This window comes from Pseudacidovorax sp. 1753, from assembly GCF_040544975.1.
Lineage (GTDB): Bacteria > Pseudomonadota > Gammaproteobacteria > Burkholderiales > Burkholderiaceae_C > Xenophilus.
The window spans coordinates 1-8,029 of record NZ_JBEPKY010000046.1; the positions used below are offsets into that span (position 1 = coordinate 1).

Annotated in this window: 5 protein-coding genes; all 5 read left to right on the forward strand. The window is 68.9% G+C overall.

The genetic code is table 11. The features are described 5' to 3' along the window. Positions 1-794 precede the first annotated feature (794 nt). A complete protein-coding gene (locus ABIC63_RS29650) occupies positions 795-1,124 on the forward strand; it encodes a hypothetical protein (protein ID WP_354322434.1) in 330 nt (109 codons plus the stop codon). A 15-nt stretch (positions 1,125-1,139) separates the two neighbouring features. Next, complete coding sequence (locus tag ABIC63_RS29655; protein WP_354322430.1) at positions 1,140-3,329, forward strand: type I secretion system permease/ATPase; 2,190 nt, start codon at positions 1,140-1,142, stop codon at positions 3,327-3,329. A gap of 15 nt (positions 3,330-3,344) precedes the next feature. Continuing rightward, complete coding sequence (locus ABIC63_RS29660) at positions 3,345-4,778, forward strand: HlyD family type I secretion periplasmic adaptor subunit (protein ID WP_502935932.1); 1,434 nt, start codon at positions 3,345-3,347, stop codon at positions 4,776-4,778. Between the two features lie 48 nt (positions 4,779-4,826). After that, positions 4,827-5,465: a helix-turn-helix transcriptional regulator gene (locus tag ABIC63_RS29665; protein WP_354322431.1), complete on the forward strand. Its 639-nt coding sequence runs from the start codon at positions 4,827-4,829 to the stop codon at positions 5,463-5,465. A 330-nt stretch (positions 5,466-5,795) separates the two neighbouring features. Then, positions 5,796-8,029: retention module-containing protein (locus tag ABIC63_RS29670; RefSeq protein ID WP_354322432.1), on the forward strand; the 2,234-nt coding region annotated here is incomplete at its 3' end.

An 8,029-nucleotide genomic window follows, 5' to 3' on the forward strand; every position in this document is an offset into this window, starting at 1 on the left:
CTACCGCCGATGCTTGTCGATGTCCCTACATCCCGGCTCCTCGCCCTTTCTTACGGTTTGGTTGATGGAAACCAAACCATACAAGCCTGTCGAAGGGCGAGGTGGCGCGCGGCGTGAAAACCTGGCACTTCCCGACGCCATGCAACCCTGGGGGCGGGGCTTCGACAGGCTCAGCCCGAACGGTCTGGGGTGGACTGGCCTGCGTTGCTCCATGCCCCCGGGGCTCTACGGCCCTACGGCTCTATGGCTCTATGGCTCTATGGCGGTAGGGCGGTAGGGCGGTAGGGCGGTAGGGCGGTAGGGCCTTGTGGCCTCATGCTCTCGTGGCCCAGGGTCGCAAAGATGGAGGGCTCGCGCGCAGCGTCGAGGCGGAGGGTGCCGGTGTGCGTGCGGAGGTGCCATTCGCGGCGCCGTGCAGTGCGGCAAGCACTTCGGTGGAGAGCGAGCACCCGTCCCATGCAACAAGCCGGTCAGCGCGAGCGTGCACCGGGAGCGCGCATGCCGGCACCCTCTGCCGGCTCAGCGTCGCGGCACTCGCACCGGAGGTGGATTTGACTCGTCCGCTCGGACAGCCGCCCTGCCTTGCACATCCCGAAAAGTGAATAAAACATAACCAGTCCGGTGGAATCCGGCGTTCGGCGGTCGCCGGAAAGGCGGTGCCGCGTGTGATTTCCCCAGCAAAAAGTACCTGATAGGGGTTTGAGTCAGGAATTTCACATCTTTTTACTATAGTTAATTCAGCTAACATGAACTTCAGTTTCAGTCGAAAGGCTTAGCCCTTTCCGTTACATCTCATGCCTTTCGTCCAACGCAACTTCCAGGGAGAGATCGTGGCGATGTTCGCCACGGCGCAGCCTCAGGCCAGCGAATGGCTGGATGCCCAGGCCGCCGAAGTGCGGGCCTTCGTGGGCGAAGCGGCACCTGGGGCGACGGCGGCCTTCGGCAACCTGGACAGCGATTTCATCCGGGTGCTGGAGGACGTCATCGACGCGCTGATCGACAAGAACCTGCTGCGCCTGACCGACCTGCCGCTGGAGGCCCAGCGCAAGCTGCTCGCCCGCAAGGACCTGCGCCAGCACCTGCGTGGCCGCCTGGACCTGTTGCCTGGCGACGACGTCATCTGACCCTTTTCCCGACGAATGTCCTCCACGCCCGACACCAGCGTGCCTCCTGCACGCACGGCTGCGCCTTCCCATGTTCCGGACGAACGGCTGCTGCACGAAGACCCGCTGCTCGACTGCCTGATCGCCATCACCCAGATGCATGGCCAGCCCTGGAGCGCCGAGGCGCTCACCGCCGGGCTGCCGCTGGTGGACAGCCGCCTGACGCCCTCGCTGCTGCTGCGCGCCGCCGGCCGGGCCCACCTGGCCGCCCGGCTGGTGCGGCGGCCCCTCGAAGGCCTGGGCACGTCGCACTTGCCGGCCATCCTGCTGCTGGCCAATGGCCATGCCTGCGTGCTGCAGGAGCGGCTGGAGGACGGCCGCCTGCGCATCCGCCGGCCCGAGTTCGGTGAATCCTCCGAGGTGATCGACGCCGAGGCCCTGGCCGCCGAATACATCGGCGTGGCCGTGCTGCTGCGCCCGCGCTTCCGCTTCGAGGCCCGTGCGCCGCAGGTGAGCGCGCTGCGCGGGCGCCACTGGTTCTGGGGCGTGGTGCTGCAGAACTGGCGTCTGTACCGCGACGCGCTGCTGGCGGCCCTGGCCGTCAACCTGTTCGCGCTGGCGGTGCCCCTCTATTCGATGAACGTGTACGACCGCGTGGTGCCCAATCGCGCCACCGACACGCTGTGGGTGCTGGCCATCGGCGTGCTGCTGGTGCTGGTGTTCGACTTCGTGCTGCGCACCGTGCGGGCCTACATCGTCGATACAGCCAGCAAGCGCATCGACGTGCACCTCTCCTCGCAGATCATGGAGCGGGTCATGGGCCTGCGCATGGACGCGCGGCCGGCCTCGGCAGGCTCCTTCGCCTCCAATCTGCGCAGCTTCGAGTCGGTGCGCGACTTCATCGCCTCGGCCACGCTCACCACGCTGGTGGACCTGCCCTTCATCTTCCTGTTCCTGGGGGCGATGGTGTGGATCTCGCCCTGGGTGGTGGTGCCGCCGGTGGTGGGCATCCTGCTGGTGGTCGTCGCCTCGCTGCTGGTGCAGCACAAGATGCACGACCTGACCGAGACCACCTACCGCGCCTCGGCCCAGCGCAATGCGGTGCTGGTCGAGAGCCTGGTGAGCCTGGAGACCGTCAAGACCCTAGGTGCCGAAGGTACGGTGCAGCGCCAGTGGGAGCGCTCCACGCGCTTCCTCGCGCAGGTGGGCTCGCGGCTCAAGCTGCTGTCCTCGGCCAACGTCAATTTCACCCAGTTCGTGATGCAGCTGACCACCATCTGCGTGGTCATCGTCGGCGTCTACCAGCTGGAGGATGCGCACATCACCATGGGCGGCATCATCGCGGCCTCCATGCTCTCGGGCCGCGCGCTGGCGCCGCTGGGGCAGGTGGCGGCGCTGCTGACGCAGTACCACCAGGCGCGCACCTCGCTCACCTCGGTAGAGCAGACCATGACCATGCCGGTGGAGCGCCCCGAGGACGCGCCCTTCGTGCATCGCCCGCAGTTCCAGGGCGCCATCGAATTCAAGGACGTGCACTTCGCCTATCCTGGCCGCGAGCAGGGCGTGCTGCGCGGCGTGAGCCTGCGCATCGCGCCGGGCGAGAAGGTGGGCATCATCGGCCGCATCGGCTCGGGCAAGACCACGCTCGAGAAGATGGTGCTGGGCCTGTGGCGGCCTTCGCGCGGCCAGGTGCTGATCGACGGCATCGACTCGCGCCAGCTCGACCCGGCCGAGCTGCGGCGCGCCATCGGCTTCGTGCCGCAGGACATCAGCCTGTTCTATGGCTCGCTGCGCCACAACATCACGCTGGGCGCGCCCTTCGCCGACGACAGCGCGGTGCTGGCGGCGGCCGACCTGTCGGGCGTGGCCGAATTTGCCGACGCCCATCCGCAGGGCTACGACATGCTGGTGGGCGAGCGCGGCGAGTCGCTCTCGGGTGGCCAGCGCCAGGCGGTGGCCATCGCGCGCGCCGTGCTGGCCGATCCGCCCATCCTGCTGCTGGACGAGCCCTCGTCCAGCATGGACCACCAGAGCGAGGAGCGGCTGAAGAGCCGCCTGGCGCACTTTGCGCGCAACAAGACGATGCTGCTCATCACTCATCGCACCTCGCTGCTGGACCTGGTGGACCGGCTGATCGTGATGGACAACGGCCAGGTGGTGGCCGACGGCCCCAAGGCGCAGGTCATCCAGGCGCTGCAGCAGGGCCGTGTGGGCCGTGCGGGCTGAGGGGAGGGCAGGCACATGTTGCAGATCAAGACCGTTCCCCAGAAGAACACCTTCTTCGCCCGTTTGTCCCGCCGCTGGTCGCGCTTCGCCGCCCGCGTGGGCCGCGTCTTCGACCGCTGGATGGATGGCGCCGAGCGCGCCGAACTGCACGACGAGAAGGACTTCGGCGCCGATGCCGAATGGGCCATTGCCGAGCAGAAGGCCCGCGGCGCCCGGCTGGCCGTGTGGATCACGCTCGCGGCCTTCGTGGTGCTGCTGGTGTGGGCCGCCTTTGCCAAGCTGAACGAGGTGACCCGCGGCGAGGGCAAGGTGATCCCCTCGCGCCAGGTGCAGCAGATCCAGAGCCTGGACGGCGGCATCGTCTCCGAGATCCTGGTACGCGAAGGTCAGAAGGTGGATGTCGGCCAGGTGCTGCTGCGCATCGACCCGACGCGCTTCAACTCCTCGCTGGCCGAGAACAAGGCCCAGGTCTACACGCTGCAGGCGCGCGCTGCGCGGCTGGAGGCGCTGGCCTCGGGCAAGCCCTTCAACGTGCCGGAAGAGGTGCGCAAGGCCATCCCCGACGTGGTGGAGCAGGAGCGCGTGGCCTACGAATCCCGCCGCGCCGAGCTCGAGGCTTCGGTCGGCGTGGCGCGCCAGCAGCTGGCGCAGCGCCGGCAGGAGCTGGCCGAGGTGGCTTCCAAGCAGGCCCAGGCCTCGCAGAGCTACCAGCTCACCGCCAAGGAACTGGAGGTGACGCGTCCGCTGATCCGCACCGGCGCCGTGTCCGAGGTGGAGCTGCTGCGCCTGGAGCGCGACGTGGCCCGCTTCCGCGGCGAGCGCGACATGGCCTCGGCCCAGATCCCGCGTATCCAGGCCGCCATCGGCGAGGCCCAGCGCAAGATCGAGGAAGTGGACCTGACCCTGCGCAACCAGGCCCGCAGCGAACTGTCGGAGGTGACCACCAAGCTCGGCGCACTGCAGGCCGGCAGCGTGGGCCTGGCCGACCGCGTCAAGCAGGCCGAGATCCGCTCGCCGGTGCGCGGCATCGTCAAGCAGCTGATGGCCAACACCGTGGGCGGCGTGGTGCAGCCGGGCAAGCAGATCCTCGAAGTGGTGCCCAGCGACGACACGCTGTTGCTGGAGACCAAGGTGGCACCGCGCGACATCGCCTTCCTGGTGCCCGGGCAGCCGGCCATCGTCAAGTTCACCGCCTACGACTTCGCCACCTACGGATCGCTGGACGGCAAGCTGGAGACCATCGGCGCCGACACCGTCACCGACGAGAAGGGCAACGCCTTCTACCTGGTGCGGGTGCGCACCACCAAGAGCGAGATCGGCGAGCAGAAGCTGCCCATCCTGCCCGGCATGGTGGCCGAGGTGGACATCCTGACCGGCAAGAAGACGGTGCTGTCGTACCTGCTCAAGCCGGTGCTGCGAGCCAAGGAGCGTGCGCTCACGGAGCGTTGAGCCTGGCTGCGTTTCTTTGCCGTCCATGATCCTGTCTGCCTGCTGTCGATGACGCCTGAACCCCTGCTTATCCTCACCCATGACGACGTGCTTGCCGGCCGTTGGGCGCCGCTGGGCAGCGGCTGGCCGGTGGTGCGCGGCGCGGATCTGTCGGCCCTGGCGGATTGGCGAGCCCAGGGTCGGCGGCTGGTGCTGATGGACGGGCAGATGCCCGGACTGCCCGGCTGGCAGGACGCGGGCTGGCCAAGCCGGCTGTCCGGCATCGATGCCCTGGTGGGCCTGGGCGCACCCGACGACCGGCAGGGGGCCGCCGTGCTCCAGGCCGGTGCCGGCGGCTTCTGCCATCTCTATGCGCCACTGCCCACTGTGCGGCAGGCGCTGCAGGTGGTGGCCTCGGGCGAGTTGTGGGTGGGGCGCGACCTGCTCACCCGCCTGCTTCGGCTGCTGGATGAACGGCCGCCAGCCCCGGCGGCCAGGGCGGTCCCTGCTGCCGCCTGGGCCCAGGACCTGACGGTGCGCGAACGCGAGGTGGCTGAACTCGCCTCGCTGGGCGAGGCCAACGACGCCATCGCCGAGCGCCTGGGCATCACGGCGCGCACGGTCAAGGCCCACCTGTCGACGGCCTTCGACAAGCTGGGCGTGGCCGACCGCCTGCAGCTGGCGCTGCGCGTGCACGGCATCCGGTAGCGCCTGCTCCCCCTGCGGGAGCCGGCCCCGCCCGCGCCCACCAGCAGCGCGCGGCGGCATTCGGGTGCGCCGCCCCGGTCGCGGCTCGAACGGCCGGGCAGGCCGAACTGCCCTGGGGAAGGGCCGGGCACGATTCATCGGCTGTGTAGGGGCGCGGGGAGGGCCGGCGCCGCCGGATTCGCACCGCATGCGGCCGTTTTCCAGCGATCACACGCAAAACCGTGAACTAGTTCCGCATCCAGGCGTGCCGGCATTGTCCTCAAGGCCAATGTGCGAGGAGGAAACGTTACTTAACATTTTTCGTAACGTTTTTTCACTGATATCCACGCCATGGCCACCACCACGACCGCTGCCGCTGCCACCGGGACCATCACCGCTCTGACCGGCAAAGCCTTCATCCGGCTGCCTTCCGGCCAGCTGCGCGCGCTGCAGGTGGGCGATCTCGTCCGCGAAGGGCAGCAGCTCGTCATCGAGGACGGCGCCCTCGTCGAGATGCGCACGCCGGGTGGCGAGCTGGTGGTGGCCGGCCCGCGCGAGGTGTCGACCAATGCCGAGATGCTGGGCGCCGCGCCCACGCCGGAGCGCTCCGAAGGAGCGGTCAACAAGGGCACCGCCGCGGTGGACCAGGTGATCCAGGCGCTCAACCGGGGCGAAGACCCGTTCCAGGATCTGGATCCGACCGCCGCCGGCCTGACGGGCGGCGAAGCCAGCGAAGGCCATTCCTTCGTGGTGCTGGACCGCATCGTCGAAACCACGCCCTCGCTGAGCCTGGCCCAGGCCAATGCCTCTGCACTGCCGACTGCGGCGTTGCCGCCCAGCCCGAGCCTGCTGCTGGCCGATGCCGCCAACAATCCGCCGACGGCCGAGAACGCCAGCGTGACCACGCCCGAAGACACGCCGATCGCGGGCCGGGTCAACGCGACCGACATCGACGGCAACCTGCTGACCTATTCCGCCGCCGGCAATCCGCAACACGGCGTGGTCGTGGTCAATGCAGACGGCACGTACGTCTACACCCCGGCCAAGGACTACAACGGCCCGGACAGCTTCACCGTGACCGTGAGCGACGGCCAGGGCGGCACCACCACCGCCACCGTCAACGTGACGGTCACGCCGGTCAACGACGCGCCCGTGCCCGCCAACCCGGAGAACCCGCCTGCCGGCCAGAACTTCGACCCGGCCACCGGCAACTACCGCATCACGACGCCCGAGGACACGCCCGTGTCCGGCAAGGTGGCCGCCACCGACGTGGACGGCGACCCGCTGACCTTCACCAAGGGCAGCGATCCGACGCATGGCACGGTGGTCGTCAACACCGACGGCAGCTATACGTACACGCCTGCCAAGGACTACAACGGCAGCGACCAGTTCACCGTGGTGGTGAGCGACGGCAATGGCGGCACGGCCACGTCCACGGTGTTCGTGGGCATCACGCCGGTGAACGATCCGCCGGTGCCGGTGGACCCGCCCAGCCCGCCGAACGGCCAGACCTTCGACCCGACCACGGGCGACTACCGCATCACGACGCCCGAGGACACGCCCGTGTCCGGCAAGGTGGCGGCGAACGATGTGGACGGTGATCCGCTGACCTTCACCAAGGGCAGCGACCCGGTGCACGGCACGGTGGTGGTCAACGCCGACGGCAGCTACACCTACACGCCCGCCAAGGACTACAACGGCAGCGACCAGTTCACCGTGGTGGTGAGCGACGGCAACGGCGGCACGGCCACCTCGACGGTGTTCGTGGGCATCACGCCGGTGAACGATCCGCCGGTGCCGGTGGACCCGCCCAGCCCGCCGAACGGCCAGACCTTCGACCCGACCACGGGCGACTACCGCATCACGACGCCCGAGGACACGCCGGTGTCCGGCAAGGTGGCGGCGAACGATGTGGACGGCGACCCGCTGACCTTCACCAAGGGCAGCGATCCGACGCACGGCACGGTGGTGGTCAACGCCGACGGCAGCTACACCTACACGCCCGCCAAGGACTACAACGGCAGCGACCAGTTCACCGTGGTGGTGAGCGATGGCAATGGCGGCACGGCCACGTCCACGGTGTTCGTGGGCATCACGCCGGTCAATGATCCGCCGGTGCCGGTGGACCCGCCCAGCCCGCCGAACGGCCAGACCTTCGACCCGACCACGGGCGACTACCGCATCACGACGCCCGAGGACACGCCCGTGTCCGGCAAGGTGGCCGCCACCGATGTGGACGGTGATCCGCTGACCTTCACCAAGGGCAGCGACCCGACGCATGGCACCGTGGTGGTCAACACCGACGGCAGCTACACCTACACGCCCGCCAAGGACTACAACGGCAGCGACCAGTTCACCGTGGTGGTGAGCGATGGCAACGGGGGCACGGCGACGTCCACCGTGTTCGTCGGCATCACGCCGGTGGACGACGCCAGCGTGCTGGCGCCGGACGTGAAGACGACGACGGAAGACAGCCCGGCGCTGGGCAATGTGCTGACCAACGACCGCGACGTGGACAACGTGCTGAGCGTGGCCTCGTTCCAGGTGGCGGGGCAGGCGGCGGTGCTGGCGGGTGGCACGGCGAC